The organism is Micromonospora sp. WMMD736 (assembly GCF_049179015.1).
Classification (GTDB): Bacteria; Actinomycetota; Actinomycetes; order Mycobacteriales; family Micromonosporaceae; genus Micromonospora.
Window position 1 is genome coordinate 5,460,088 of sequence record NZ_JBMHMI010000001.1, and the last position, 26,063, is coordinate 5,486,150.

The window sequence follows — 26,063 nt, forward strand, 5'->3', positions numbered from 1 at the left end:
TGGAAACCTGCGGCCAAGGAGCGGAACTAGTGTCTGATCTGTCCCAGATCGTCAAGGCGTACGACGTCCGAGGGACGGTGCCGGACCAGTGGGACGAACGGGCCGCCGAGGCGCTCGGTGCCGCCTTCACCCAGCTGCTCAACGCCACCGACGAGCCCGGTGACGCCGTCGTCGTCGGGTACGACATGCGGGCCAGCTCGCCCGGTCTGGCGGCCGCCTTCGCCGCCGGGGTACGGGCCGAGGGGCGCTCAGTGATCGAGATCGGGCTCGCCTCCACCGACCTGCTCTACTTCGCCTCCGGTTCGCTCGGCCTGCCCGGGGCGATGTTCACGGCCAGCCACAACCCGGCGCAGTACAACGGCATCAAGATGTGCCGCTCCGGGGCCCGGCCGATCGGCCAGGACAGCGGCTTGGCGGAGATCCGCGACCGGGCGCAGGCGATGCTGGACTCGGAGGCGTCCCGCCCGGCGGGCGAGCCGACCCGGCCGGCCGAGCGGCGTGACCTGCTCCCCGACTACGCCGCTTACCTGCGCAAGCTGGTCGACCTCTCCGGCATCCGGCCGCTGAAGGTGGTCGTCGACGCCGGCAACGGGATGGGTGGCTACACCGTCCCCACCGTGCTCGGTGAGGCCGCCCTGTCGGCCCTGCCGCTGGAGATCGTGCCGCTCTACTTCGAGCTGGACGGCAGCTTCCCCAACCACGAGGCAAATCCGCTGGACCCGGCGAACCTGGTCGACCTCCAGCGCGCCGTGGTCGAGCACGGCGCCGACATCGGCCTGGCCTTCGACGGCGACGCCGACCGCTGCTTCGTGGTCGACGAGCGCGGCGAGCCGGTCTCGCCGTCGGCGATCACCGCGCTGGTCGCGGCTCGCGAGCTGGCCAAGCACCCGGGCTCCACGGTGATCCACGGTCTGATCACCTCCAGCGCGGTGGCGGAGATCATCCGTGAGCACGGTGGGGAGCCGGTGGTGGCGCGGGTCGGGCACTCCTTCATCAAGGCGGAGATGGCCCGGACCAACGCGGTCTTCGGCGGTGAGCACTCGGCGCACTACTACTTCCGGGACTTCTGGTTCGCCGACACCGGCATGCTCGCCGCGATGCACACGCTTGCCGCCCTGGGCGAGCAGTCGCTGCCGATGTCCGTGCTGGCCGGCGAGTACGAGCGCTACGTCGCCTCCGGCGAGATCAACTCGACGGTCGCCGACCAGGCCGCGGCGGTGGCCGACGTGCGGGCCGCCTACCCGGACGCGACGGCCGACGAGATGGACGGGCTGACGCTGCGCTTCGAAGACGGCGCCTGGTTCAACCTGCGCGCCTCCAACACGGAGCCGCTGCTGCGGCTCAACGTCGAGGCGCCCACCCGCGAGCGGATGGTCTCGCTCCGGGACGAGGTGCTCGACCGCGTTCGCCGATAAGATCGCCTGCGCCGGTCGGCACCGCCGTCGGTGACCCGCACTCGTGGAAGGAGCCGTGCCATGGCCCTGGATCCGCAGTTGCTCGAGATCCTCGCCTGCCCGGACACGCACCACGCCCCGCTGACCTACGACGCGGAGGCGCAGACGTTGACCTGCACGGAGTGCGGCCGGATCTTCGAGGTCCGCGACGACGTGCCGGTGCTGCTCCTCGACGAGGCGCGTGGCGGCCCCGGACAGCAGTCATGATCGACGGTACGGCGGGGGTCAGCGGGCGGCGCGACGCCGACGAGGCACTGCTCGACAACCCGAACGCGCTGGCCGAGCACGACCCGGGCGGCATGCTGCGGCACACCGCCTCGGCCGGCGCGCAGGTGCGCGAGAGCGCAGCGCTGGCCGCCGAGGCGAACCTGGCTGTGCTCGCCGACGACGGGCGGCCCCGGGCCGTGGTGATCGCCGGCATCGGCACCGCCGGGCGTACCGGTGACGTGCTGGCCACGGTCGCCGGACCGCGCTGCCCGGTGCCGATCATCGGGCACCGCAGCGCGGGCGTACCCGGTTGGGTGGGCGCCGCCGACGTGGTGATCGCGGTGAGCGCGTCCGGTCGCAGCCCGGAGGCGCTCGGCGCCGCCGAGGCCGCGCATCGGCGCGGCGCTCGGCTGGTCGCGGTGGGCGCACCGGACTCGCAGTTGCAGTCGGTGGCCGAGCGGGCCCGCGCGCCGTTCATCCCGGTGCCCCGACGGGCGCCGGCCCGGGCCAGCCTCTGGGCGCTCACCGTGCCGGTCCTGCTGGCGGCGCGGTCACTCGGCCTGGTGAAGGTCAACGAGGCGGACCTGGCGGAGACGGCCGCCCGGCTCGACGCGGACGCCGACCGCTGCCGCTCCGCCGCCGAGTCGTTCGTCAACCCGGCCAAGTCGTTGGCGCTGGGCCTGGCCGGCTCGATCCCGATCGTCTGGGGCTCGTCGCCGCTGGCGACCGTGGCGGCCCGCCGGTTCGGCGACACCCTGTCCGCGAACGCCCGCTACCCGGTGGTCACCGGCGCGCTGGGCGAGGCCGGGCGGGGACGGGTCGGCCTGCTGGACGGCGTCTTCGGCGGCCTCGCCGAGGGCGAGCGGGACATCTTCGCCGACCCGTCGGAGGACGACGGCGAGGGCACCCGGCTGCGGTTGGTGCTGCTGCGCGACGGCGGGCTCAACGCCGAGGACGACACGGACGAGCCGCTCGCCGTCGAGGAGCGCCGCGCGGACGCGGTGCAGACCCTCGCCGAGCGCCGCGGCGTGCGGTGTGACGTGGTGACCGCCGAGGGCGGGTCGGCTCTGGAGCGGCTGGCCTCGCTGATCGCCGTACCGGACTTCGCCTCGATCTATCTTGCTCTGGCACACGGGTTGGACCCGATGGCCGTACCGGCCATCACCGAGATGAAGGAGCTGTCGAACCAGTGAACGTACCCAGGGGGCGGCGCGGCATGTACGTCACCACGACGCGAAGCGGAGTGACGGCGTGAGCGCGAACGGCGGGACGAAGGCGATCGTCGCCGCCCTGCTGGCCAACGTCGGCATCGCCGTCACCAAGTTCATCGCGTTCCTGCTCTCCGGGTCCTCGTCGATGCTGGCCGAGGCGGTCCACTCGGTCGCCGACTCCGGCAACCAGGCTCTGCTGCTGCTCGGTGGCAAGCGGGCGAAGCGCGCGGCCACGCCGGAACACCCGTTCGGCTACGGCCGGGAGCGCTACATCTACGCGTTCATCGTGTCGATCGTGCTGTTCAGCATCGGTGGACTGTTCGCCCTCTACGAGGCGTACCACAAGTGGTCGCACGCGGAGGGCATCACCGAGTGGCAGTGGCTGCCGGTGGCGGTGCTGGTGGTGGCGATCGGCATGGAGTCGTTCTCCTTCCGGACGGCGATCAAGGAGTCCAACCACATCCGGGGCAAGCAGTCCTGGGTGCGGTTCATCCGCCGGGCCAAGGCGCCGGAGCTGCCGGTCGTGCTGCTGGAGGACTTCGGCGCCCTGGTCGGTCTGGTGTTCGCGCTGTTCGGCGTCGGCATGACGCTGGCCACCGGGAACGGCCGGTGGGACGCGGCCGGCACCGCGATGATCGGCGTCCTGCTGGTGGTCATCGCCATCGTGCTGGCCATCGAGACCAAGAGCCTGCTCCTCGGTGAGGGTGCCGAGCAGCAGGATCTGGCGGCCATCGAGCGGGCCATCACCGAGGGCCCCGAGGTGGAGCGGATCATCCACATGAAGACGCTCTACCTGGGCCCGGAAGAGCTGATGGTGGCCGCGAAGATCGGCGTACCGGCCTGCGAGAGCGCGCACGACCTGGCCCGGGGCATCAACGCGGTCGAGGCGCGCATCCGTACCGCCGTGCCGATCGCCCGGGTGATCTACCTGGAGCCGGACATCTACAGCGTCGCCGCCGCCAAGGCCGGCACCGGCGCCGCTGCCGACACCGCCGTACCGCAGCCGCAGGAGTCCGCGGGCGAGGCGGTCGGGCAACCCGGGGTCTGAGACGTGGAACCGCTGTACGGACCGATCCGCGACTACGCCTGGGGGTCCCGCTCCGCCATTGCGCTGTTGCAGGGGCGACCGGTGCCCAGCCCCGGCCCGGAGGCCGAGCTGTGGTTGGGCGCCCACCCGGCCGCCCCGGCCAGCGTGGAGCGCGCCGGGGCCCGGGTGAGCCTCTGTGACCTGGTACGCGACGAGCCGGGGCAGTGGCTGGGCCAACGGGTGGCCGACCGTTTCGACAGCCGGCTGCCGTTCCTGCTCAAGGTTCTCGCCGCCGACTCGCCACTGAGTCTGCAGGCCCACCCGGATGCCGAGCAGGCTCGGGCGGGTTTCGCGGCCGAGGCGCATCTCCCGGCGGGGGAGCGCAACTACTCCGACCCGCACCACAAGCCGGAGTTGTTGGTCGCGCTCACCCCGTTCGAGGCGCTGTGTGGCTTCCGCGATCCGGTGGAGTCGGCGGAGGCGCTCGCCGCGTTCGGCGTACCCGAGTTGGGGCCCGTGGTCGACGCGCTGCGCACCGGGCCGGCGGGCCTGCGCACGGCGGTGGGGACGCTGCTCGGCTGGCCGGCGGCGGGGCGCGACGGGCTGCTGCGGTCCGTCGTGGCGTCGGCGGCCGACGGCCCGGACGCCGAGTTGGCCCGGCGGCTGGCGAAGGCCTATCCGGGCGACCCGGGCGTGCTGGTGGCGCTGCTGCTGCACCATGTGCGGCTGGTACCGGGCGAGGCGATCTGGATGCCCGCGGGCAACCTGCACGCGTACCTCAGCGGCTGTGGCGTCGAGATCATGGCGGCCAGCGACAACGTGCTGCGGGGCGGCCTCACCCCGAAGCGGGTCGACGTGGACGAGTTGGTGCGGGTGCTGCGCTTCGAGGTGCTCGACGATCCGGTGCGCGCCGCCCGGCCCGTCGGCCCGGGGGTGGACTGCTGGGCGGTGCCGGTGGACGACTTCGCGCTGCACCGGGTGCGGGTCGGCGCGGATGTGCCGGAGGCCACGCTGACTCTGCCCGGTCCCCGGGTGGTGCTCTGCGGCGCGGGCTCGGTGACGGTCGACGACGGGGCTGGCGCCCTGACGCTGGTCTCCGGCGAGGCGGCGATCGGCACGGCGGCCGGCGAGCCGCTGCGGATCAGCGGCAACGGCGAGGCGTACGTGGCGACGTCGGGTCTGCGCTGACTCGACGCAAGTCCGACTTTCCCGGAATAGCTTGACTCGGCATAGCCTGAGTGTGACTCTATGAGTACGCAGCGTTATCGCGACGACGGTCCGGCAACGTGCGGGGAACCAAACCGGGGGGATGCGCGGGGCGGGCGGAGGCGGGCAGCGGGTCTGTCCACCACCGACCGCCCCGTGCGCTGTCCGCCGCCCGTCCCCCGGCGGTCGTCGCTGGCGCGCGTAAGGTGGAGGATCGGCGCAGACATCGTTCGACAGGAGCTTTCATGACCAGCACCCTCCCGGCGGCCGCCAGCGGTACGCCGTCCGAGGCCCGGCCGAGCACGCTCGCCGAGGGCGACTTCAAGGTGGCGGATCTGTCGCTCGCCGAGTTCGGGCGCAAGGAGATCCAGCTCGCCGAGCACGAGATGCCCGGTCTGATGGCGATCCGGCGGGAGTTCGCCGAGGCGCAGCCGCTCGCCGGCGCGCGGATCACCGGCTCGCTGCACATGACCATCCAGACCGCCGTCCTGATCGAGACGCTGGTCGCCCTCGGCGCGCAGGTCCGCTGGGCGTCCTGCAACATCTTCTCCACCCAGGACCACGCCGCCGCCGCGATCGTCGTCGGCCCGGACGGCACCCCCGAAGCCCCTGCCGGCGTTCCGGTGTACGCCTGGAAGGGCGAGACGCTTCCGGAGTACTGGTGGTGCACCGAGCAGGTGCTCCTCTGGCCGGACGGCCAGGGCCCCAACATGATTCTCGACGACGGCGGTGACGCCACCCTGCTCGTACACAAGGGCGCCGAGTTCGAGAAGGCCGGCGTCGTGCCGCCGGTCGAGTCCGCCGACTCCGAGGAGTACGCGGTCATCCTGGAGCTGCTGCACCGCTCGCTGGGCGAGGACGGCCAGCGCTGGACCCGGATCGCGGCCGGCATCAAGGGCGTGACCGAGGAGACCACCACCGGCGTGCACCGCCTCTACGAGATGCACCGCGCCGGCACGTTGCTCTTCCCGGCCATCAACGTCAACGACTCGGTGACCAAGAGCAAGTTCGACAACAAGTACGGCTGCCGGCACTCCCTGATCGACGGCATCAACCGGGCCACCGACGTGCTGATCGGCGGCAAGATGGCCGTGGTCATGGGCTACGGCGACGTGGGCAAGGGCTGCGCCGAGTCGCTGCGCGGTCAGGGCGCCCGGGTCGTGGTGACCGAGGTCGACCCGATCTGCGCGTTGCAGGCCGCGATGGACGGGTACCAGGTCGCCACCCTGGACGACGTGGTCGAGCAGGCGGACATCTTCATCACCGCCACCGGCTGCTTCGACGTCATCACCAACGAGCACATGGCCCGGATGAAGCACCAGGCCATCGTCGGCAACATCGGCCACTTCGACAACGAGATCGACATGGCCGGTCTGGCCAAGCGGTCCGACGTCGAGCGGGTCAACATCAAGCCGCAGGTCGACCTGTGGCGCTTCGCCGACGGGCACGCCGTCATCGTGCTCTCCGAGGGGCGTCTGCTGAACCTCGGCAACGCCACCGGGCACCCGAGCTTCGTCATGTCGAACTCGTTCGCCAACCAGACGATCGCCCAGATCGAACTGTTCACCAAGACCGAGGAGTACCCGGTCGGCGTCTACGTGCTGCCCAAGCACCTGGACGAGAAGGTGGCCCGCCTGCACCTTGGCGCGCTGGGCGCGAAGCTGAGCACGCTCACCAAGGAGCAGGCCGCGTACCTGGGCGTCTCCCCGGAGGGCCCGTTCAAGCCGGACCACTACCGCTACTGATCCACGTCATCGGAACGGGCCGGCTGCACACAGCCGGCCCGTTCCGTAGTTCCCGCCCCGCCCCGCCCTCGCCCCTCGCCCCTCGCCCTCCGCCCCGCGATCTTGCGGTTTCGGCTGGTGATTTGCGCCCCTCGACCCCTATGTCCCCACAGAAAGCGCAAGATCGCGCGGGCCTGGGGGCGAGCGGGGCGGGGGATGGCAGCAACTTCGGGGATGTTGCTGCCTCCGGCGCGTCTGATGCAGCAATATCCCTGAAACTGTGACGATCTTGGGCGCGGGGCGCGGGGCGCGGGGCGCGGGGCGCGGGGCGCGGGGCGCGGGGCGCGGGGCGCGGGGCGCGGGGCGCGGGGCGCGGGGCGCGGGGCGCGGGGCGCGGGGCGCGGGGCGCGGGGCGCGGGGCGCGGGGCGCGGGGGTCAGCGGCGGGGGGTGGGGCGGAGCCAGGTCCATGCGCACCAGGCCAGCCAGCCGAGCGACACGACGGTGGCCAGCGTTCGCTGGCGTAGCGCGCTGAGCAGTAGCACCACGGCCAACACCGCGAGCCACGGCAGGAAGGCTTTCACGCCCGGGATCCTCGCACGGTCGGACGGTGAACGGTATGCGGCTGCTGGTCGAAGACCAGGTCACGGGGAGAGTGAGCTTGGCAAGAACAACTTGACGAGGCCTGTGAACAGGAGGAAGGTATGGCTGCCCTAAGTTAGTGAAGGCGTGCCTAATGAACACGGAGCGGGGATGTTCGCCACCTACCTGATCGGCCTGCGGGAGGGCCTGGAAGCGACCCTGGTGGTCAGCATCCTGGTCGCCTTCCTGGTGAAGTCGCAGCGCCGGGACCGGTTGCCCCAGGTGTGGGCGGGCGTCGGCCTGGCCGTGGCGCTCTCCGTGCTGTTCGGCTGGCTCATCGAGTACACCTCGACCTCGCTGTTGGCCCGCTCGGAGGATCGCGAGCTGTTCGAGGCGATCACCTCCGTCGCCGCCGTGGTCTTCGTCACCTGGATGATTTTCTGGATGCGCAAGGCGGCCCGCACGATCGCGGGTGAACTGCGCGGCAAGCTGACCGAGGCGCTCGCCGTCGGGTCGCTCGCCGTCGCCGGAATGGCCTTCCTCGCCGTGATCCGCGAGGGCCTGGAGACCGCGCTGATCTTCTACTCCGCCGCCCAGGGCGCGGCCGGGGACAGCGGACCGCTGCTCGCGCTCATCGGCGGCATCGTGACCGCCGTGGTCCTCGGCGTGCTGCTCTACGCCAGCGCCCTCAAGATCAACCTCAGCAAGTTCTTCACCTGGACCGGCGCGCTGCTGATCCTGGTCGCCGCCGGCATCCTGAAGTACGGCGTGCACGACTTCCAGGAGGCCGGTGTCCTGCCGGGCCTTGGCGACCTGGCGTTCGACATCACCACCGTGCTCGACCCGAGCACCTGGTACGCGGCGCTGCTGGCCGGCATGTTCAACGTGACCCCCGCGCCCACCGTGCTCGAGACCATCGCCTGGATCGGGTACGCCGTACCCGTCCTGGCGCTCTTCCTGCGCCCGACTCGGCGTACCCCAGCAGCGGGAGCGGCCACGACGGGCCCGGCGGCGGCGGGCGTGGCCGCGACGCCCGAGCGCACGTCGCCCTCCACCACCACCGTCACCGAACGCGGGGCCGACACCGGCGCCGAGGCAGAGGCGGCATCCGCGCCGCAGCGTGCCTGACCCCACGAGGAGAGACAGCACAGATGCGTACCACCCGATTCTTCGCGCTGGCCGCTGCCGGCGTGCTGGCGACGGCCGGGGTCGCCGCCTGCTCCAAGGCCGACTCCGACAAGTCGGACGCGGCGGGCGGCCCGATCGTGGTCAAGGCCACCGACACGGCCTGTGACGTCGCCACGACCGACCTCGGCGCCGGAACGGCCACCTTTAAGATCACCAACTCGGGTGCGAAGGTCACTGAGTTCTACGTGTACGCCTCCGGCGACCGGGTGATGGGCGAGGTGGAGAACATCGCCCCCGGGTTGAGCCGCGAGCTGCACGTCGAACTGCCCGCCGGCACGTACGAGACGGCCTGCAAGCCGGGCATGAGCGGCAAGGGCATCCGGGGCGCGCTCAAGGTCAGCGGGTCCGCGCAGCCGCTCACCGCCGACGCCGCCCTGGCCGGGGCCACCGACAACTACCAGCGGTACGTCAAGAGCCAGACCGCCGCGCTGCTGGAGAAGACCGAGGAGTTCGTCGCCGCCGTGAAGGCCGGCGACGTGGCGAAGGCCAAGACGCTGTACCCGGTCGCGCGCACCTACTGGGAGCGGATCGAGCCGGTGGCCGAGATCTTCGGCGACCTCGACCCCAAGATCGATGGCCGCGAGGAGGTCATCGAGGAGGGGATGGAGTTCACCGGGTTCCACCGGATCGAGAAGGACCTCTGGCAGTCCGGCGACATCAGCAAGGACGGCCCGATCGCCGACCGGCTGCTGGTCGACGTCAAGGAGATCGTGGCGAAGGCCAACGCCGAGAAGCTCTCCCCGCTCCAGCTCGCCAACGGCGCGAAGGAGCTGCTCGACGAGGTCGCCAGCGGCAAGATCACCGGCGAGGAGGACCGCTACTCGCACACCGACCTGTGGGACTTCGCCGCCAACCTGGAAGGTTCCAAGGCGGCCCTGTCGGCCCTGCGGCCCGCGCTGGAGCAGCGTTCGCCGGAACTGGTCAAGCAGCTCGACACCGAATTCGCGAACGTCGAGGCGCAGCTCGGCAAGCACCGCGACGGCGACGGGTGGAAGCTGCACACCGCGTTGAGCAAGGCCGAGCTCAAGGAGCTCTCGGACGGCATCAACGCGCTCGCCGAGCCGATCAGCAAGGTTGCCGCAGTCGTCGCCAAGTGACCGGGACGCAGGGGGAGTCGAGTCGATGAGCGTACGCAGGTTGACCCGCCGGCGGGCTATCACGCTCGCCGGCGCCGGGGTGGCCGGAGTCGCGGGGGTGGCAGCCGGCGCGGGCGCGCTGGTCGGTGACTCGCGCGGCCCGGCGGCGGCCAGCGACCACCCGGCGGGCGCGGTGCCGTTCTTCGGCGAGCACCAGGCCGGCATCGTCACCCCCGCCCAGGACCGGCTGCACTTCGTCGCGTTCGACGTCATCACGAAGGACCGGGCCCGCCTGGTCGGGATGCTCGAGGAGTGGACGGCCGCCGCCGCCCGGATGACCGCCGGCCGTGACGCCGGTGTCCTCGGTGCGGTCGGCGGGATGCCCGAGGCCCCGCCGGACGACACCGGTGAGGCGCTCGGCCTCCCGCCGTCGCAGCTCACCCTGACCATCGGCTTCGGGCCCACGCTGTTCCGTGACGCCGACGGGCGGGACCGGTTCGGCATCGCCGACCGCCGCCCGGCCGCCCTGGCGGAGCTGCCGAAGTTTCCCGGCGACGCGTTGCAGGCACCGATCTCCGGCGGCGACCTGTGCGTGCAGGCGTGCGCCAACGATCCCCAGGTGGCGGTGCACGCGATCCGCAACCTGGCCCGGATCGGCATGGGGGTGGTCAGCGTCCGCTGGTCGCAGCTCGGTTTCGGTCGTACCTCGTCGACCTCCCGCGACCAGGCGACCGCCCGCAACCTGTTCGGCTTCAAGGACGGCACGGCCAACCTCAAGGCCGAGGAGACCGACCTGCTGCGCGACCAGTTGTGGGTGCAGCCCGGTGACGGGCCGGACTGGATGACGGGCGGGTCGTACCTGGTCACCCGCAAGATCCGGATGCTCGTGGAGACCTGGGACCGGACCTCGCTGGCCGAGCAGGAGGAGATCGTCGGCCGGACCAAGGGCAGCGGCGCTCCGCTCGGGCGCAGCACGGAGTTCGACGAGCCGGACTTCGCGGCACGCGGTGACGACGGCAAGCCGCTGATCGCCGAGCACGCCCACGTCGCCCTCGCCCACCCGAGCCGCAACAACGGCGCGCACCTGCTGCGCCGGGGTTACAACTTCGTCGACGGATCGGACGGTCTCGGCCGGCTCGACGCCGGTCTCTTCTTCATCGCCTATCAGCGGGACCCGCGCAAGCAGTTCGTGCCGATCCAGACCCAGTTGGCCCGGCACGACGTGATGAACGAGTATCTGCGGCACGTCTCCAGCGGTCTGTTCGCCTGCCCGCCCGGCGTACGCGACGGTGGCGACCACTGGGGCCGGGTGCTCTTCGGCTGACCGGCGACGCGACCCGTCCGAGCTGTGGTGGCGGCGGACCGCGTCGAGGGGGGATCATGAGGCTGTCCGTGCCGGGTGACGCCGGTCCCACCGAACTGAACGGGGATGCAATATTAATCCCATGAGAGCCCGGGTACTGGTGGTCGACGACGACCCCGCACTCGCCGAGATGCTCGGCATCGTGCTGCGCAGTGAGGGTTTCCTGCCCTCGTTCGTGGCCGACGGTGAGCGGGCGTTGGCCGCGTTTCGTGACAGTCGGCCGGACATCGTCCTGCTCGACCTCATGTTGCCCGGAATGAGTGGTATCGACGTGGCCCGGTCGATTCGTGCCGAGTCGGGCGTGCCGATCGTCATGCTGACCGCCAAGAGCGACACCGTGGACGTCGTCCTCGGGCTCGAATCCGGCGCCGACGACTACGTGGTCAAGCCGTTCAAGCCCAAGGAACTGGTGGCCCGGATGCGGGCCCGGCTGCGCCGCGGCGAGGACGTCGCGCCGGAGATGCTGACCATCGGGCCGCCCGGCAACCAGATCAGCATCGACGTGCCCGCCCACACCGTCAGTCGCAACGACGAGGAGGTGAAGCTGACGCCGCTGGAGTTCGACCTGCTGGTCGCGCTCGCCCGCAAGCCGCGTCAGGTCTTCACCCGTGAGGTGCTGCTGGAGCAGGTCTGGGGCTACCGGCACGCGGCCGACACCCGACTGGTGAACGTGCACGTGCAACGGTTGCGCGCCAAGATCGAGCCAGATCCGGAGCGACCGGAAATCATCCTCACCGTGCGGGGCGTGGGATACAAGGCGGGCACCGGATAGCCTGGTCGCACTGTGTCGACCTCCCCGCCTCCGCAGAACACCACAGCCCGTCGGCTCGCTGCCGTTCGGGAGGTCTGGCGTGTGCTGAGCGGCCGGGTCGCGCGGCTGCTCGCGCGGTCGCACCAGACCTGGCGGCGTTCGCTCCAGGTCCGGGTGGTCACCATCACGTTGGTCGCCTCCAGCCTGCTGGTGGGCGGTTTCGCGTACCTGATCGCTGACAAGATCACGACGATCCTGCTCGACAACGCGCGCACCGACGTCCAACTGCGCCTCAAGGGCGGCGCCGGGTACGCGGCCAAGCAGGTCTCCCTCTACGGCCAGCCGCAGGAGGCGCAGCTCCAGGAGACCATCGACGGCACGGTCAACTACCTGGCCGGGGGTGACCCCCAGCAGACCAGTGGCGTGGTGGTGGCCATCACCGCCGCCGACTACCCGACGATGATCCAGACCCGGACCGCGCCGGCGGTCAACGTCCAGCCCTTGATCAGCAAGGAGTTGCGGGCCGCGGTCGCCAGCGGCAAGGTGGCCAGCCAGATCCAGACCGGCCGGCTTACCGGCGAGCCGACGAAGTACCTGGTCTACGGCTCGCCGGTGCCGACCCGCTTCGGCCAGATCGAGCTGTACTACCTGGTGCCGCTGACCCGTCAGGACACCACCGCCGCGGACGCCCGGGCCACCGTCGTCGGCACCGGCATCGCCCTGGTGATCCTGCTGGGGCTGCTCGCCGCACTGGTCACCCGGCTGGTGGTCAACCCGGTCCGGGTCGCCGCACGGACCGCGCAGCGGCTCTCCGCCGGCCTCCTCGACCAGCGGATGGTGGTCAACGGCGAGGACGACCTCGCGCTGCTGGCCGCCTCGTTCAACCAGATGGCGACAAACCTGCAACGGCAGATCCTGCGCCTGGAGGAGATGTCGCGGTTGCAGCGCCGGTTCACCTCCGACGTGTCGCACGAGCTGCGGACGCCGTTGACCACGGTCCGGATGGCCGCCGACCTGATCTTCGCCGAGCGCGACGAGTTCGATCCGGCGGTGGCGCGCAGCGCCGAGCTGCTCCAGGCCGAGCTGGACCGTTTCGAGGAGCTGCTCACCGACCTGTTGGAGATCAGCCGGTTCGACGCGGGCTTCGCCATGCTGGACGCCGAGCCGACCGACCTGGTGCCGGTGGTGCACCGGGTCGTCGACCGGTTGGCCGGCCTGGCCGAGCGGGTGGGCGTGGAGATCGAGCTGGACCTGCCCGGCACCCCCGTCATCGCCGAGGTCGACCCCCGCCGGGTGGAGCGGGTGTTGCGCAACCTGGTCGGCAACGCCGTCGAGCACGGTGAGGCCCGCCCGGTGCTGATCACCCTCGGCATCGACGAGACCGCCGTGGCGATCACCGTCCGGGACCACGGGGTGGGCCTGAAGGTGGGCGAGGAGAAGCTGGTGTTCAACAGGTTCTGGCGGGCGGATCCGTCGCGGGCCCGCCAGACCGGCGGCACGGGGCTGGGCCTGTCGATCAGCCTGGAGGACGCCCGTCTGCACGGTGGTTGGCTGGAGGCCTGGGGAGCGCCGGGTCAGGGCGCGCAGTTCCGGCTCACCCTGCCGGCCCGCGCCGGTGACCGGCTCACCACGTCGCCGCTGCGGCTGGTGCCCGCCGACGCGGCGCTGCCGTTCGGTGGTCCGCGCGACGGCGGCCCGTTGGCCATCGGGCCGGGCAGCGGCGGAGCGTTGGCCATCGGCCCGGCGTCGGCCGGCAGTGACGAGCGGGAGGAGGTGCGCTCGTGAGGGCTCGACCACTGCTCGGCGCCTTCGGTGCGGCGCTGCTGCTCAGCGCCGGGTGCGGCATCCCGGCCTCGTCCGACGTGCGGGTCGACGGCAAGGCCGGCACCGCGACCGAGGCCGGATCGAGCAACGGCCGCAGCAGCGAACCGCCGTCGCGGACCGCCAGCGGCAGCGACAACGCGGCCTTCGTGCGGAACTTCCTGTCCGCCGCTGCGGGCGAGCCGGACCGGGCGTACGAGCGGGTGAAGGCGTTCATCGCCCCCGAGCACCGGCCTCGCCTGCAGGACAAGAAGGGCAGCGAGGTCGCGCTGACCGTGGTGCGGTTGGGCGAGACGGTCTTCACCTTCAACAGCGACTCCACCACCACCGTCAAGATCACTGTGCAGCAGATCGGCGTGCTGCGGACCAACGGAACCCTGGCGCCCCCGGTGGCGACCGAGACGCAGTACGAGTTCCGGCTGCGCAGCGGGGGCCTCGGCGGCGTCGGCAGCGACGAGCGCGCCGGGCAGTACCTGCTCGACCCGCCGAACGTGCTACTGCTCAGCGACGTCGCCCTCCAGCAGTACTACCAGGACGAGTCGATCTACTTCTGGAATTCCGACCGCACCCGGCTGGTGCCCGACCAGCGCTACCTGCCGTACGCGGTGCCGGACGAGCGCCGGGTCAACGAGGTCGTGCGGTGGCTGGTGGGCGGCCCGTCCGACTGGCTGCGGCCGGGTGTCGTCGGTCTGCCGGACGGCACCGAGCTGATCAACAACGCCACCGGTGCGAACAACCGGTGGGAGGTCAACCTGGACATGTCCGGCGACGACCAGAGCCGGGTCGACCAGGTGATCACGCAGCTCGCCTGGTCGCTGGGCGACCTGCCGGGCGAGCTGGAGCTGAAGATCCGGAACAATTCGCAGCCCGTGCAGGACCTCGACGAGCGTCGGAAGGCCCAGCAGCTCTACCCCGTCCGGGAGGAGCCGCAGCGGTACGGCGTCTACGAGGGCGCGATCCGCCCGCTCGACTTCGCCGGCGAGCCCAGCGGCGCGGTGCCCCTGACGCCCGAGCTCAACCGCGCCATCGTGTCGGCCGGTCTCGCGCGGGGCGTCGACCGGGTGCTCGCCGCTCTGGTGGTGACCAGCGGCAAGGACCGGCAGCGACTCGCGGTGGGCGCGGGTTCGGACACCGTGGCCGCGCTCGGCCGCAGCGCCGGGGAGTACGCCTCGATCGGCCGCCCGGTCTGGCTGCGTACCGCCGACACGCGTCCGGCGCAGGGTCTGGTGGTGGCCGACGGCCGCCTCTACCGCTTCGACGAGGCCGCCCGGATGTCGCAGGTGCCGCTCAACCTTCCCGCGCCGGACGTCACCGCGGTCGCCTCCGCGCTGGACGGTCAGCGGATCGCGTTGATCGCCGGTGGGCGGCTCTACGTCGCGGCGCTGAACCTCGACGGCTCCGGCAGCGGCCTGTCCATCGGCCCGCCCCGGGCGCTGGTCACCTCGTTGACCAACCTGAGCGCGGTGGACTGGATCGGGGAGGACCGGCTGGTGGTGGCCGGCTCGGCGGGCCAACCGGCGATCTACGAGATCAGCGTGGACGGTGCCCTCGAGACGCCGCTGCGCACCGATGTGGGCGCCAAGGTCAACCACCTGACGGCGTACCCCACCAACCGCAGCGTGCGCGTGCCCACCGGGGCGTACATGTACGAGGCGAACAAGGTGGCGTACCGCAGCAGCCCGTTCGAACGGATCGCGCCCGAGCAGGTCCGCGATGTTCCCACGCCGCCGGCCGGAGTACGCCCGAGCAACCCGTCGGCCCCGTTCTTCCTCTACTGACGTCGTGCGCGGGCTCTGGGTGGACCTCGCCGACCTGGTCCTCCCCGCGGACTGCGCCGGCTGCCGGGAGCGGCACCAACGGCTGCGGTACGGGGTCTGCCCCTCCTGCGTCACGAGGCTGAGCGCGCTGCGGCCCCGGGTGACCCGCCCCACCCCCGCCCCGGTCGGCCTGCCGCGCTGCGTCGCCCTCGGCCCGTACGACGGTCCGCTGCGGGAGGCGCTGCTGGCGTACAAGGACCACGGCCGGCACGGTCTGGCCCGTCCGCTCGGCGCGCTGCTGGCCGAGGTGGTCGCTGCGGCGGTCGGTGAGGTGCGTCCGCTGGCGCTGGTGCCGGTGCCGGACACCGCGGCTGCGGCGCGGGCCCGCTACGGCGACCACCTGGACCGGCTGGCCCGGCACTGCGCGGCCCGGCTGGGCCGGTCCGGCTGGCCCGTACGGGTGCACCGGCCGCTGCGTGCCCTGCCCCGGCCCGACTCCGTGACCCTGGACAGCGCGGGCCGTGCGGCGGCCGCCGAGGCGGCGTTCCGTCCCCGTTCCGGCGCGTCGGGTGGTCCCGACCCGTCGGATGGCGGGCCGACCGTGGTGCTGCTCGACGACATCGTCACCACCGGTGTGACACTGACCGCGGCGGCCCGGGTGCTGACCGCGACCGGATGGCGACCAGATGTCGCCGCGGTGCTCGCCGCGACCGAGAAAAGACTGCACTTGTAACAGACCGTGTTTCCGTTTCACCCGTTGGTGTATGAGGTGCGAAAAATACCGGGCGGTCTTGGCAACAAGGGGTGACTGCCGGGCGAACAGGAGTTAGCGTTTCGCTGTCGGGGGTAGGAGGTCGTTCCATCCCGCCCCTGGCGGTGAGAGGAGGCGTAGCCGCACTGACCGGTCGACGCCAGCGGGTCTTCCTACGGCGTGCGACCGGGAAACCGGATCGAAGACGTCCGAACAAGGGAGGTCACGTGGACATCGTGGTCAAGGGCCGCAACGTCGAAGTGCCGGACCATTACCGGGTACACGTAGCCGAGAAACTCGCAAAGGTCGAACGCTACGACCACAAGATTATTCGCATCGATGTCGAGCTGTTTCACGAGCGCAATCCGCGCCAGGCCGACCACTGCCAGCGGGTGGAGATCACCTGTGTTTCGCGTGGCCCGGTGATCCGGGCCGAGGCCTGCACGAACGACTTCTACAGCGCGCTCGACGCCGCCATCGCGAAACTCGACACCCGGCTACGCCGCGCGGCGGACCGTCGGCGCGTACACCGCGGTCGGCACGCGCCGATCTCCGTGGCCGCCGCCACCGCCGACCTGCCGGTCACCGACCTGGTGGCCGCCCCGCTCTCCGCGTCGGGCGCCCGCGCCGGCACCGCCGTGGCGGAGCGCGCCGAGGAGGAGTACGACCAGCCGTGGCACCTCGCCCGGGAGAAGGTGCACCCGGCCGAGCCCATGACCATCGACGACGCGTTGTTCCAGATGGAGCTGGTCGGTCACGACTTCTACCTCTTCCAGGACAAGGAGACCGGCCGCCCGAGCGTCGTCTACCGACGTCACGCCTACGACTACGGCATCATCTCCCTCGACACCTGACCGGGGTTCGACCACGTCGAGCGGGGAGTTGCGCCGGACGTCCGGCGCAACTCCCCGCTTCCGCCAGCGCCTGTCGCCCGGCGCGACTCCCCGTCTCGTCAGCGCCTGTCGCCCGGCAGCAGTGCGAAGGTCAGGTCGTCCACGCGCGTGCCGTTCAGGCCGGGCAGGCGACCGCGTTGCAGGCCCTCGCGCCGGAAGCCGACCCGCTCCAACACGCGGTGCGAGGCGGTGTTCTCCGGCACCGTCCCGGCGGTCAGCCGAGCCACGCCGACCGGCCCGAACGCCCAGTCGACGAGCAGTCGTAGCGCACGGGTGGCGTACCCCCGGCCGCGCCACTCGGGCAGCAGCGCGTAGCCCACCGACGCCTCCCCGGCTGCCACGTCGGTGTACGACAGCCCGCAACTGCCCGCCGGCTCGCCGGTCGCCGCGTCCACGATCAGGAGCCGGGCGATGTCACCGGTCAGCCACGCGCTCTCGGCCAGCCGGCAGAGCCGCTCGACCGACTCCCGTGTCGGGGGCACCGGAGGGGCCTGGTTGGCCACCGTGTCCGGCCGGCTGTGCAGCGCGTACATCATCTCTGCGTCGTCCGGGCCGCGCCTGCGCAGCGTCACCACGCCGTCGGTGAGCATCCCGTCGGGCAGGTCCGGCAGCAGCCGAGGGGTCGGGCCAGGGGGATCTCCGGCGAGGCGTACCCACGCCAGCAGGTCGTACCGGCTGCCGTTGCGGTCCTGACCGGCGGACCGGCGCAGGCCCTCGTAGCGGAAGCCGGCGGCCAGCGCGACGCGTTGGCTGGCCGCGTTCTCCGGCTCGGTGTGCAACTCCAGCCGGGCCGCCCCGGCGTCGAAGGCGTGCTCGCTCAGCGCCCGGGTCGCGGCGGTGGCCAGGCCGCGTCCGCGCGCCGACGGCCGCAGCCAGTAGCCGATGTTCGCCTGGCTCCGGAAGGGCATCAGGTCGCTCAAGCCGGTTGCGCCGAGCAGCCGGTCGGTGGCCGGGTCCGCGATGGCGTACGCGGCGCCGCCGCCGGCCCAGACCGCCGGTGCGCCGGCCTCGATCCACCAGCGGGCGTCCACCTCGGTGTACGGGGACGGCATGGCGGACACGAACCGCTGGGTGAGCGGGTCCGCGCAGCCGTCGACCAGGTCCGGGACGTCGTCGGGGCGGAACGGCCGCAGCCGTACCCCGTACGCCTCGACGACCGGCGGCGTGCCCGTCACGTCAGGTCCTCGGCGAGCAGCGCGCCCACCCAGGCGTCGACCCGCTCACCCCGGTGCAGTACCCCACCCCGGGCGGTCCCCTCGACCGTGAAGCCCGCCTTCTCGGCGGCCCGCCGGGACGAGGTGTTGCCGACGTTCGCCTTCCACTCGATCCGGGCCAGACCCAGGGTGGTGAAGCCCCAGGCGCTGAGCGCCAGCAGCGCGGCCGGCAGGTAGCCCCGCCCGCGTGCCGCCGGGGCGACCATGAAGCCCACGTCCCCGAGTAGCGGGTCGGCGGGGGAGAGCCGCAGGTCCAGAGTGCCGACGTAGCTGTCGTCGGGGTCGGCGATCACGAAACAGGCGGAGTCCCCACGGGCCCAGGCATCCTGGGCGTAACCCCGGTAGCCCTCGGCGTCGGAGCGGTCGTACGGATCCGGGACCGTGGTCCAGCGGATCGTCTCGGGATCCCGGCAGGTCTGCACCACGGCGTCGAGATCACGCTCCTCCATCGGCCGGAGCCGCAGCTCGCCGCTCGCCGAGGCGGCGAAGAGGACGGGTTGCGGGCGGCCGAAGACAGCGGCCCGGCGTGCCGCCAGGGTGCTTCGGGCGGCCGGCCCGGTCGACCCGGCTTCGGGCACCTCGCCCGGCAGCAGCGAGCCGATCCAGCCGTCCACGCCGCCGTCCGGTGCCGGGTTCGCCAGCCGTACCCGGCCGTCGATCCGGAATCCGGCCCGGAGCGCGACCAGCCGGGAGGCGTGGTTGCCCACCTCCGCCTGCCAGAGCAGCCGGCGCAGCCCGAGCTTCTCGAACGACCAGCGGGACACCGCCCGGGCGGCCCGCACGGTCACCCCCCGGCCGCGCGCCCACGGGGCCGTCCAGTAGCCGATCTCGCCGGTGCCGGCGCTGTCGATGGCGACCAGCCCGCACGAGCCGAGCAGGTCGCCGGTGGCCGCGTCGCAGACCGCGAACGGCGCTCCGGTGCCGTCCGCCCAGGCCCGTGCGCTCACCCCGGTGACGAAATCGTGGGCGTGTTCGGGACGGTACGGGCGCGGAACGGTGGTCCAGCGCTGAATGTCCCGATCCTGGCAGGCGCGGTGTACGCCGTCGGCGTCGGCTTCCCGCCAGGGTCGCAGCAGGATGCCGTCCTCGATGATCTCCACAGGCTCCACCCGTGCATCGTGCCGGAACGTTCGCCCTGGGCGTAACCGGATAACGTCCCGGGCACGGCCTGCGCGCGTGTTATGTCGGGTTCGGTGAAGCGGACCGCCGCCACCAGTGACCATCGCGCCGATGTTGCGCCTACGATGGTTCGAGACTGTCTAGGGGAGCGTTGATCCGTGTCGATTCTGGAAAAGGTCCTTAACGCGGGCGAAGGCCGCATGGTGCGCCGACTCAAGGCCATCGCCGCCGCCGTCAGCTCGATCGAGGACGACTACGTCAACCTCACCGACGAGGAGCTGCGCGGCATGACCGAGCAGTTCCGCGAGCGGCTCGCCGACGGTGAGACCCTCGACGACCTGCTGCCGGAGGCGTTCGCGGTGGCCCGCGAGGCGGCCGCCCGCGTGCTCGGCCAGCGGCCGTACGACGTCCAGGTGATGGGCGGCGCGGCACTGCACTTCGGCAACATCGCCGAGATGAAGACCGGTGAGGGCAAGACGCTGACCTCGGTCATGGCCGTCTACCTCAACGCGCTCTCCGGCGACGGCGTGCACGTGGTCACCGTCAACGACTACCTCGCCCAGCGCGACGCGGCCTGGATGGGTCGCGTGCACGAGTTCCTCGGGCTGACCGTCGGCGTGGTGCTGCCCAACCGGCCGGCCGCCGAGCACAAGGCCGCCTACGAGTGCGACATCACCTACGGCACCAACAACGAGTTCGGCTTCGACTACCTGCGCGACAACATGGCCTGGTCGAAGGACGAGCTGGTCCAGCGGGGCCACAACTTCGCGGTCGTCGACGAGGTCGACTCCATCCTGATCGACGAGGCGCGTACCCCGCTGATCATCTCCGGCCCGGCCGAGCACTCGGCCCGCTGGTACGGCGAGTTCGCGGGCGTCGTGGCCCGGCTCCAGCCCGGCACCGACGGCGAGGGCGACTACGAGGTCGACCACTCCAAGCGGACCGTGGCGGTCACCGAGCGCGGTGTCGCCAAGGTCGAGGACCGGCTCGGCATCGACAACCTGTACGAGTCGGTGAACACGCCGCTGGTCGGCTACCTCAACAACGCCATCAAGGCCAAGGAGCTCTACAAGCGCGACAAGGACTACATCGTCAGCGACGGCGAGGTCCTGATCGTCGACGAGTTCACCGGTCGCATCCTGCACGGCCGTCGCTACAACGAGGGCATGCACCAGGCGATCGAGGCCAAGGAGGGGGTGGAGATCAAGCAGGAGAACCAGACCCTGGCCACGATCACCCTCCAGAACTACTTCCGCCTCTACAACAAGCTGTCCGGCATGACCGGTACGGCGCAGACCGAGGCGAGCGAGTTCAACAAGGTCTACAAGGTCGGCGTCGTGACCATCCCGACCCACCGCCCGATGGTCCGCGAGGACCGGCCGGACGTCATCTACAAGACGGAGAAGGCCAAGTTCAACGCCGTCATCGAGGACATCGCGGAGCGGCACCAGCTGGGTCAGCCGGTGCTCGTCGGCACCGTCTCGGTGGAGAATTCCGAGATCCTCTCCCAGCTGCTGCGCCGCCGGGGCATCCCGCACAACGTGTTGAACGCCAAGTTCCACGCCCGGGAGGCGGAGATCGTCGCCCAGGCCGGGCGCAAGGGTGCGGTCACCGTCGCCACCAACATGGCCGGCCGTGGCACGGACATCCTGCTCGGCGGCAACCCCGAGTTCCTGGCGGCGAACGAGCTGCGCCAGCGCGGCCTCGACCCGCTGGAGAACGAGGAGGACTACGACAAGGCGATGGAGGAGGTCCTGCCCACCTGGAAGCAGGCCTGCGACGCCGAGGCGGAGGAGGTCGCCGCCGCCGGTGGCCTGTACGTGCTGGGCACCGAGCGGCACGAGTCCCGGCGGATCGACAACCAGCTGCGCGGTCGCGCCGGCCGGCAGGGCGACCCGGGTGAGTCCCGGTTCTACCTGTCCCTGCAGGACGAGCTGATGCGCCGCTTCCGGGCCGGCGCGGTCGAGGCCGTCATGGAGCGCTTCAACATCCCGGAGGACGTGCCCATCGAGTCGAAGATGGTCACCCGCCAGATCAAGAGCGCCCAGGCCCAGATCGAGGGCCAGAACGCCGAGATCCGTAAGAACGTCCTGAAGTACGACGAGGTGCTCAACAAGCAGCGCCAGGTCGTCTACGCCGAGCGGCTGCGGGTGCTCAACGGTGAAGACCTCTCCGACCAGGTCCGCAACATGATCGACGAGACCGTCGAGGCGTACGTGCGGGGTGCCACCTCGGAGGGTTACGGCGAGGACTGGGACCTTGAGCAGCTCTGGTCCAGCCTCAAGCAGCTCTACCCGGTCGCCGTGACGATCGAGGAGTTGGAGGAGGAGACCGGCGGGTCGCGGGCCGGCATGGACGCCGACTTCCTGGTCGCCCGCCTCAAGGAGGACGCGAACGCCGCGTACGACCGTCGCGAGGAGCAGCTCGGCACCGAGGGGGTGCGCCAGCTCGAGCGGATGGTGCTGCTCCAGGTGATCGACCGCAAGTGGCGCGAGCACCTCTACGAGATGGACTACCTCCAGGAGGGCATCAACCTCCGGGCGTACGCCCAGCGCGACCCCGTGGTGGAGTACCAGCGCGAGGGCTTCGACATGTTCGCCACCATGATGGACGGCATCAAGGAGGAGACCGTCGGTTTCCTCTACAACGTGGACGTCCAGGTCACCGAGCCGGAGCCCGAGGTCGACTCGGAAGAGGTCAAGCTGCTCGACAAGCCAGTGGAGATCCGGGCCAAGGGTCTGAACCGTACGCCGCAGCGGCAGGGTCTGCAGTACTCCGCTCCGACCATCGACGGCGAGGCCAGCCCCGGTGCTGTCGCCTTCGAACAGGAGCAGCAGCAGGCGCCGGCGCTCGGCGTGGGCCGCCCGGCCCAGGGCGCTCCGGCCGCACCCGGGCAGAGCGCGCCGTCCGCACCGCAGCGGCCGGCATCGGGGCTGCGTGGCCCGACCCTCCCGACGGCGGGGTCCCGGCGTCCGGCCCCCAACCAGGCCGACGGCGGCAACGGCCCGTCCCGCAACGCGCCGTGCCCGTGCGGCTCGGGTCGCAAGTACAAGCGCTGCCACGGCGCACCCAACGGCGGCAACTGACCGACACCGCGTCCCGATGGGCCCCGGCCGGCAAGGCCAGGGCCCATCGGCGTCTCCGGCCCGGGTCGGCTTGGCCTCGGTCGGCTTGGCCTCGGTCGGCTTGGCGTCTTCGGCCTCGCGTCTTCGGCCTGGCGGTGCGGCGTCTTCGGCCCAGCCGGCGTCTGGCCCGGCGGTGAGATCGACTCCGCTTTCGGGAAGTCGGTGTGTCGGCGGCCGGTTGATGCCCCGATTTCCGGGACGTCGAGTCGATCAGCGCACGGCGGGGCGGCTCACAGCACGTGCAGGGCAGTGCACAACCACCGGCCCCGCCGGTGCTCCAAGCGCAGGGCCATGGCCCAGCTGCGGCCACCGGGACCGCTCACCACGGCGGCCGCCTCGACCGCGGCCTCCCTGGGCTCGCAGACCCGCAGTCGAAGCAGTCGCAATACCGGCCGGGTGGCCCGACGCCGCGTCGGACCGGCCCGCCCAGTGGCGCGAGCAAGTTCGGTGAGGAGGTCGGTCGCCCGGCCGGGGTCGAGCAGAGGACGTACCTGGGCCGGCGACCGGTAGCCGTTGACCACCTCAAGGCAGGTGCCGACGAAGCGGTGCGCGGCCCGGGCGGCCTCGGACGCCGTCGTCGGCGGCAGGGGAGCGCCCGGGTGGTTGGCCGGATGCGCGGGCGTACGGCGTGGGGCCGTGCGGCGCACCGGAGGCCGGACGGGATCCGGTCGGGTCGAGGCGAAGAGGTCGAGGGCGAGCTGACCCTGGGTCGGCCCCGGCCAGTACGTCTCGTCCTGGTACGGAGGATCGATGGGCGGAACGGGGCGCAGGCGCACGGGTGGTCGGGAGACTCCGGGCCGCCGCTCGCTCATCGCTGCCTCCCATGATCTTGCGTTTGCCTTCGTTTGCCTCCGACTGGCTCGATTCTCGGCGAAAGAGCGTCCCCGGTCAATGCCACGAGCGCGCAGACGGCGCGCAGGCTGGCATGATCCACTCCAGATCGCGGAAGTCGGGGTATCCCGATGGCAGGAACAGCCCCACTTCGGGGATCTGGAGTGGATCAACCCGTGGGGCGCACGTCGTGCCGGGTGCTACTCGGGGTCGCGGTCGACGAGGGGGTTCCCACGTACCCAGTCGGCGGTCTCGGCGTACTTCTGCGCGATGTACTCCTCCAGTCGGGCCCGCTCGACCCGCCACTGACCGCGCCCGCCGATCTTGATCGCCGGCAGCTCCCCGCTGCGGACCATGTGGTAGACCTGCGAGTCCGACACGTTCAGCTCAGCGGCCACGTCGGAGAGCAGCAGGAACCTCGGCTCCACAGGAACTCCCGGGGTTGACGTCGTTTGCCTCAGTTTGCCACCGACATTGCTGACCGCCCAACATCGCTGCGGCCATCGGTGTCGGACACACCGACGGGAAACTTCCACCGACCGGAGGCGAGGTGTATGACGGTCACGGCGTGCGGCATGATCTGCGCCCGTGCCGGCTACCGCCGGCACGGAATCGAGCGGGGAGACGACCGGTGACCGACGAGCTTGTCCGGGTGTACGTGCCGGCGACCGTACCCATGCTGGCCCATCTGCGCGAGCAGGGGCTGACCGTCGACACCGCGCACGCGGTGACGCCCGCACTGCGCGAGTGGTACGCCGAGGGTGACGAGGAGGAGTTGGAGTACGTCGCGTTCACCCGAGCCGCCCAGGACGCGCTGCACCTGCTCCGGGAGGATCCGGCCGCGCCCCGCCGCCGCGTGGTCGTCTCGGTCGACCTGTCGCCCGCCGCGCTCGGTCGAGGCGACGGCGAGCTGGGCTCCAGCCTGGTGACGGTGACGGGCACCGTGCCGGTGGGGGCTGTCGCGGCGATCCACGTGGACGGCACGGACGCCGTCGAGGAGGTCGCCGCGGCGGCCGACGTGGTGGCCGAGGCCGCCGCCGGTGACCCGGACGCGCAGTTCACCGTCGACGGGGCCGAGGATCACGAGCTGGAGTGGTACGACGTGTCGGAGTTGGACATCCTGCTGCGCGCCGCCACCTGACAACCGCCCCTTCAGGGACCGATTGATTCCACGATCTCTCGGGTCGTCGGGGTGGGCTGGGGGGAGCCCTGAGGCCGGTCGGTCAGCGGGTCGGGTCGGCCGGTGCGGGGTCGGCGGCAGCCGGCGAAGCCGGTGCCGGGTCGGTGTCGGGCGCGTCCTGAGCCGCCGGCTCCGTTGCGTGCGCGTCCTCGGCCTCCGTCGCGGTGGCCGGAGCCGCTGAGTCCGGGTCGGTGGCCGGCTCGTCGTCGCTGTGCCCCGGGCCGAGCGTCCGACCGAACGCGACGAGCGCGGTCAGCGCCCCCACGAACAGCACCCAGATGCCGTTGTCCACCCGCGAGGTGCCCAGCGACGTCTGTGCCACCGCGTCCGCCTCGCTGAGCGCGCTGGCCAGGTCCAACAGCGAGCGGCCGCCGATCCGGATGATCACTTCGGCGAGCAGCAGGAGCAGGCCCGGTCCGGCGCCGGCGAGCAGGTACGCCGGCCAGCGCAGCGCGGGCGTCTGCGGATCGTGCCGCAGGGCTCGACGCCGCGCCCAGGTGAGGTAACCGAAGGCGAGCACTCCGGCGAGCAGGCCGCCGAGCAGCGACTCGGTGCGGGACACCCACTTGGCCGCGTCGACGAGCGACTGCTGGGTGTCGCCCGCGCCGAAGAGGTCGAACAGCGGGTCCCGGGCACGGCTGAACGCCACCACGAAGGCCAGCGTGCCCAGTGCGGCGGTCACCACCGCGCCGACCGCCGGGGCGGTCCGGGCACCCGCGACCGCTCCGCCGATGATCGCGGCGGCCGCGGTGGTGCCGGCGATCACGTTGGTGGTCGAGGTGTCGAAGTAGGTGAGGTTGATCGCCACCGCGGCGAGCAGCCCGACCAGCATCCCGGCCCCGATCGCGCCCACGAAACGCAGGGTGGTCCCGTCGCCGTACCGGCGGGACAGCAGGTTGCCGAAGGCCAGCGAGGTGGCCGCGCCGGCCACCAGCGCGGCCGAGATCACGCCGGGCAGGGCGAAGGCGGACAGGCTGATCGCGGTGATGCCGGCCGCCGCCGAGGTGATGGCCTCCCGGGTCGACCAGAGCATGGCGGCCAGCCAGCCGAGCGCCAGCAGCGCGAGGACCGCCGCTCCGGGCGCCAGGAAAGGCCGGCCGGTCGGGGTACTCGCGTCGACCGCCGGCTGGTCCGACTCCGCGGCTGAGTCGCGGCCGGGCTGCTTGGTCATCGTCTCCCCTTCGAGGTGCCAGGTCACCGACCATTCAGGGTACGCGGGCCGCCGCGCCCCCCACCGAACGAGCCACACCCACGGGTACGCCCCAGCCGGCCCAGCCAAGCCACCAGGACAAGTCGAGGGGCGGCAACTGCTCAGGGGCAGGGGTCACAACTCCACCACACGCGGCGGCGCGTCGAGGCGTATCCAAGAAGGAGTCGAGGCGTACCTCAGGAGGAAGCGCGACGGACGCTCGCCCCAGCCCCACCACCGCGAGCCGCGGGCCAGTAAGGAGAGGAGAGCCGATCGGTCCTTTGCGATCGGGTGACGGCGGCGGCAGGGCCAGCACCTTCGCGTGAAACAATCGCGGGAGGTCCCGCCGCTGCTCGGCTACCCCGCGCGGCGTCCGGCACCCGGCTATCCGGTCGG

22 protein-coding genes are annotated in these 26,063 nt (G+C 71.7%); 16 read left to right on the forward strand and 6 right to left on the reverse strand.

The window, feature by feature from the left end; translation table 11 throughout:
• Positions 1–29 precede the first annotated feature (29 nt).
• The 6 genes from ACN269_RS24665 to ahcY all read left to right on the forward strand — a co-directional run bounded on the left by ACN269_RS24665 (position 30) and on the right by ahcY (position 6,850).
• Entirely contained in the window at positions 30–1,415 is a 1,386-nt protein-coding gene (locus tag ACN269_RS24665; protein WP_421474645.1) for a phosphomannomutase/phosphoglucomutase, read from the forward strand.
• Between the two features lie 60 nt (positions 1,416–1,475).
• Positions 1,476–1,661, forward strand: coding sequence for a Trm112 family protein (locus tag ACN269_RS24670; RefSeq protein WP_007455824.1), 186 nt, complete (start codon positions 1,476–1,478; stop codon positions 1,659–1,661).
• Entirely contained in the window at positions 1,658–2,854 is a 1,197-nt protein-coding gene (locus ACN269_RS24675) for an SIS domain-containing protein (protein ID WP_421474646.1), read from the forward strand. Before ACN269_RS24670 ends, ACN269_RS24675 begins: the two co-directional genes overlap by 4 nt.
• 58 nt (positions 2,855–2,912) lie before the next feature.
• Positions 2,913–3,920: a cation diffusion facilitator family transporter gene (locus ACN269_RS24680; RefSeq protein WP_421474647.1), complete on the forward strand. Its 1,008-nt coding sequence runs from the start codon at positions 2,913–2,915 to the stop codon at positions 3,918–3,920.
• 3 nt (positions 3,921–3,923) lie between these two features.
• Positions 3,924–5,087, forward strand: coding sequence for a mannose-6-phosphate isomerase, class I (manA, locus tag ACN269_RS24685; protein ID WP_421474648.1), 1,164 nt, complete (start codon positions 3,924–3,926; stop codon positions 5,085–5,087).
• A gap of 263 nt (positions 5,088–5,350) precedes the next feature.
• On the forward strand, positions 5,351–6,850 hold the full coding sequence (ahcY, locus tag ACN269_RS24690; protein ID WP_421474649.1) for an adenosylhomocysteinase: 1,500 nt from the start codon (positions 5,351–5,353) through the stop codon (positions 6,848–6,850).
• Positions 6,851–7,264: 414 nt separating this feature from the next.
• Here ahcY and ACN269_RS24695 read toward each other — a convergent pair whose 3' ends face one another.
• Positions 7,265–7,411, reverse strand: a complete 147-nt coding sequence (locus ACN269_RS24695; protein ID WP_421474650.1) for a hypothetical protein — start codon at positions 7,409–7,411, stop codon at positions 7,265–7,267.
• Between the two features lie 169 nt (positions 7,412–7,580).
• On the opposite strand from ACN269_RS24695, the gene efeU reads away from it, so the two are divergent.
• The 8 genes from efeU (at position 7,581) to hpf (ending at position 16,970) form a co-directional block, all read left to right on the forward strand.
• On the forward strand, positions 7,581–8,537 hold the full coding sequence (gene efeU / locus ACN269_RS24700) for an iron uptake transporter permease EfeU (protein WP_421474651.1): 957 nt from the start codon (positions 7,581–7,583) through the stop codon (positions 8,535–8,537).
• A gap of 23 nt (positions 8,538–8,560) precedes the next feature.
• Positions 8,561–9,694, forward strand: coding sequence for an iron uptake system protein EfeO (efeO, locus tag ACN269_RS24705; RefSeq protein ID WP_421474652.1), 1,134 nt, complete (start codon positions 8,561–8,563; stop codon positions 9,692–9,694).
• Positions 9,695–9,719: 25 nt separating this feature from the next.
• Positions 9,720–10,997, forward strand: coding sequence for an iron uptake transporter deferrochelatase/peroxidase subunit (gene efeB / locus ACN269_RS24710; protein WP_421474653.1), 1,278 nt, complete (start codon positions 9,720–9,722; stop codon positions 10,995–10,997).
• A gap of 121 nt (positions 10,998–11,118) precedes the next feature.
• Positions 11,119–11,808: an MtrAB system response regulator MtrA gene (mtrA, locus tag ACN269_RS24715; RefSeq protein WP_355052014.1), complete on the forward strand. Its 690-nt coding sequence runs from the start codon at positions 11,119–11,121 to the stop codon at positions 11,806–11,808.
• Between the two features lie 12 nt (positions 11,809–11,820).
• Positions 11,821–13,572, forward strand: coding sequence for an MtrAB system histidine kinase MtrB (gene mtrB / locus ACN269_RS24720; protein ID WP_421474654.1), 1,752 nt, complete (start codon positions 11,821–11,823; stop codon positions 13,570–13,572).
• Positions 13,569–15,386, forward strand: a complete 1,818-nt coding sequence (locus ACN269_RS24725) for an LpqB family beta-propeller domain-containing protein (RefSeq protein WP_421474655.1) — start codon at positions 13,569–13,571, stop codon at positions 15,384–15,386. The genes mtrB and ACN269_RS24725 overlap by 4 nt, the downstream gene beginning before the upstream one ends.
• Positions 15,387–15,390: 4 nt before the next feature.
• The gene (locus tag ACN269_RS24730) at positions 15,391–16,098 is read left to right on the forward strand and encodes a ComF family protein (protein ID WP_421474656.1); all 708 of its coding nucleotides are present in this window, start codon (positions 15,391–15,393) and stop codon (positions 16,096–16,098) included.
• A 245-nt stretch (positions 16,099–16,343) separates the two neighbouring features.
• On the forward strand, positions 16,344–16,970 hold the full coding sequence (gene hpf, locus ACN269_RS24735; RefSeq protein WP_421474657.1) for a ribosome hibernation-promoting factor, HPF/YfiA family: 627 nt from the start codon (positions 16,344–16,346) through the stop codon (positions 16,968–16,970).
• A gap of 98 nt (positions 16,971–17,068) precedes the next feature.
• Here hpf and ACN269_RS24740 read toward each other — a convergent pair whose 3' ends face one another.
• A complete protein-coding gene (locus ACN269_RS24740; RefSeq protein ID WP_421474658.1) occupies positions 17,069–18,184 on the reverse strand; it encodes a GNAT family N-acetyltransferase in 1,116 nt (371 codons plus the stop codon).
• Complete coding sequence (locus tag ACN269_RS24745) at positions 18,181–19,332, reverse strand: GNAT family N-acetyltransferase (RefSeq protein ID WP_421474659.1); 1,152 nt, start codon at positions 19,330–19,332, stop codon at positions 18,181–18,183. The genes ACN269_RS24740 and ACN269_RS24745 overlap by 4 nt, the downstream gene beginning before the upstream one ends.
• 168 nt (positions 19,333–19,500) lie before the next feature.
• Between ACN269_RS24745 and secA the strand changes: the two genes are divergently transcribed.
• Entirely contained in the window at positions 19,501–22,428 is a 2,928-nt protein-coding gene (secA, locus tag ACN269_RS24750) for a preprotein translocase subunit SecA (protein ID WP_421474660.1), read from the forward strand.
• Positions 22,429–22,697: 269 nt separating this feature from the next.
• Here secA and ACN269_RS24755 read toward each other — a convergent pair whose 3' ends face one another.
• Positions 22,698–23,279: an Rv3235 family protein gene (locus ACN269_RS24755; RefSeq protein ID WP_421474661.1), complete on the reverse strand. Its 582-nt coding sequence runs from the start codon at positions 23,277–23,279 to the stop codon at positions 22,698–22,700.
• Between the two features lie 219 nt (positions 23,280–23,498).
• Entirely contained in the window at positions 23,499–23,726 is a 228-nt protein-coding gene (locus tag ACN269_RS24760) for a helix-turn-helix transcriptional regulator (protein ID WP_053657286.1), read from the reverse strand.
• A gap of 203 nt (positions 23,727–23,929) precedes the next feature.
• Here ACN269_RS24760 and ACN269_RS24765 point away from each other — a divergent pair, with 203 nt between their 5' ends.
• Positions 23,930–24,439, forward strand: a complete 510-nt coding sequence (locus ACN269_RS24765) for a DUF6912 family protein (protein ID WP_421474662.1) — start codon at positions 23,930–23,932, stop codon at positions 24,437–24,439.
• 82 nt (positions 24,440–24,521) lie between these two features.
• On the opposite strand, the gene ACN269_RS24770 is transcribed toward ACN269_RS24765, so the two are convergent.
• Positions 24,522–25,649, reverse strand: coding sequence for a hypothetical protein (locus ACN269_RS24770; RefSeq protein ID WP_421474663.1), 1,128 nt, complete (start codon positions 25,647–25,649; stop codon positions 24,522–24,524).
• Positions 25,650–26,063: the final 414 nt, after the last annotated feature.

Excerpts from the sequence above, each read along its gene's own strand:
- ACN269_RS24755 (WP_421474661.1), bottom strand. The coding sequence starts at position 23,279 with ATGAGCGAGCGGCGGCCCGGAGTCTCCCGACCACCCGTGCGCCTGCGC.
- efeB (WP_421474653.1), top strand. The coding sequence starts at position 9,720 with ATGAGCGTACGCAGGTTGACCCGCCGGCGGGCTATCACGCTCGCCGGC.
- ACN269_RS24675 (WP_421474646.1), top strand. The coding sequence starts at position 1,658 with ATGATCGACGGTACGGCGGGGGTCAGCGGGCGGCGCGACGCCGACGAG.
- efeO (WP_421474652.1), top strand. The coding sequence starts at position 8,561 with ATGCGTACCACCCGATTCTTCGCGCTGGCCGCTGCCGGCGTGCTGGCG.
- ACN269_RS24670 (WP_007455824.1), top strand. The coding sequence starts at position 1,476 with ATGGCCCTGGATCCGCAGTTGCTCGAGATCCTCGCCTGCCCGGACACG.
- ACN269_RS24770 (WP_421474663.1), bottom strand. The coding sequence starts at position 25,649 with ATGACCAAGCAGCCCGGCCGCGACTCAGCCGCGGAGTCGGACCAGCCG.
- mtrA (WP_355052014.1), top strand. The coding sequence starts at position 11,119 with ATGAGAGCCCGGGTACTGGTGGTCGACGACGACCCCGCACTCGCCGAG.
- efeU (WP_421474651.1), top strand. The coding sequence starts at position 7,581 with ATGTTCGCCACCTACCTGATCGGCCTGCGGGAGGGCCTGGAAGCGACC.
- ahcY (WP_421474649.1), top strand. The coding sequence starts at position 5,351 with ATGACCAGCACCCTCCCGGCGGCCGCCAGCGGTACGCCGTCCGAGGCC.